The sequence below is a fragment of the Mesorhizobium sp. M0011 genome (assembly GCF_040324155.1).
In the GTDB taxonomy this organism is placed as follows: domain Bacteria; phylum Pseudomonadota; class Alphaproteobacteria; order Rhizobiales; family Rhizobiaceae; genus Mesorhizobium.
Genome location: NZ_JAMYVQ010000075.1, coordinates 1 through 1,226 on the forward strand (window position 1 = coordinate 1; position 1,226 = coordinate 1,226).

Below are 1,226 nucleotides of genomic sequence, written 5' to 3' on the forward strand. Positions count from 1 at the left end.
TGTTTGGACCGGAGACATCGCGAACAGGTGTGCGAGGACATCGCGAACAGTTTTGTCACTTATCGTCTGCAGAGGTTGAGGTCGACTGTTTCTATTTTCTGATGTCTGAAGAAGGCTTGGAAGACGCCGTCCTTGCCGGTGGGGGTGAAGGCCACGGCTTTCCCTCCAAATGCCTTGGAGAGGCGCAGGATGTAGCCGCACAAGGCGACGCGGCCCTCTTTCTGGACCTTGCGAACGATGGCGTCTTGTGGGTAGTCGAAAGCTTCGACGGCCTCGCAGAAGGATCGCGGCGAGGGTGTGTATCTGTCGAGGGGGACGCAACCCTTGAGGCCATCGTGAGGTCTTTCGGTGTTGTAGAGGTCGCGCCAGGCATCGAAGGCTTTCTGCGCGCGATCGAGATTTTCGAAAGCAGGTCCGGCCATCGCTTCGGCCTTGAGCGAGCGGTGGAAGCGCTCTTCCTTGCCCAGCGTCTGCGGATGCAGAGGCCTGGAATGGGAGATGGCGACGCCGTGCTCGATCAGCCAGACGGTGAAGCGTGTGAAGTTGCTTCGTCCGCCATCTCCCCACGGTGGGCCGTTGTCGAAAGCCATGCGCTGCGGCAGTCCATAGCGGCGAAAGGCGACAATCAGGTGGGCTTTGACCGTTTCGCCGGTCTCGTTGATGCAAGCCTGCAGCACGACGGAGAAGCGCGAATGGTCGTCGAGCGCGGTCAGCGGATGCAGCCGGCCGCCCTGCCGCAATGCGACATGGCCCTTGAAGTCCATCTGCCACAGATCGTTGGGGGCGGCATGCTCGAAGCGCCCGAACGGCTTGGCTCCACCCCCGAGCAAACCCAGCTCGACGCCATTGCGGTGCAGGATCCCGGTCACCGTGGAAGGTGCAGGCGAACCGGTTCCCTCGCGTTGCAGGACCTTGGAGATCTTGCGTCCGCCCCAGGCCGGGTGCGCCCGGCGCATGCCAAGAACCGCCGCCTCGACTGCATCCGGGCTGCGCGCCGGGCTCGTCGCTGGACGGCGCGATTGCTCCGCAAGCCCGGCCTCGCCATGGGCGCGATACCGCGCGATCAACTTGTGACCACAGGTTCGGCCAATCCCGAAACGACGACAAAGCGCACTGACATTGCTGCCATCCTGCACCGCAAGACGCACAAACTCCAACTTCCCATCCATCACGCTGGTGTTCCCAAATGGCATCGCGAACCTCCCGGCGCAAAGCACGCCAAACTG

At 62.6% G+C, this 1,226-nt stretch carries 1 protein-coding gene; it reads right to left on the reverse strand.

What is annotated here, in order from left to right; all coding sequences use genetic code 11:
• Window positions 1–59 precede the first annotated feature (59 nt).
• Window positions 60–1,193, reverse strand: a complete 1,134-nt coding sequence (locus NKK51_RS32370) for an IS481 family transposase (RefSeq protein ID WP_352556346.1) — start codon at window positions 1,191–1,193, stop codon at window positions 60–62.
• Window positions 1,194–1,226: the final 33 nt, after the last annotated feature.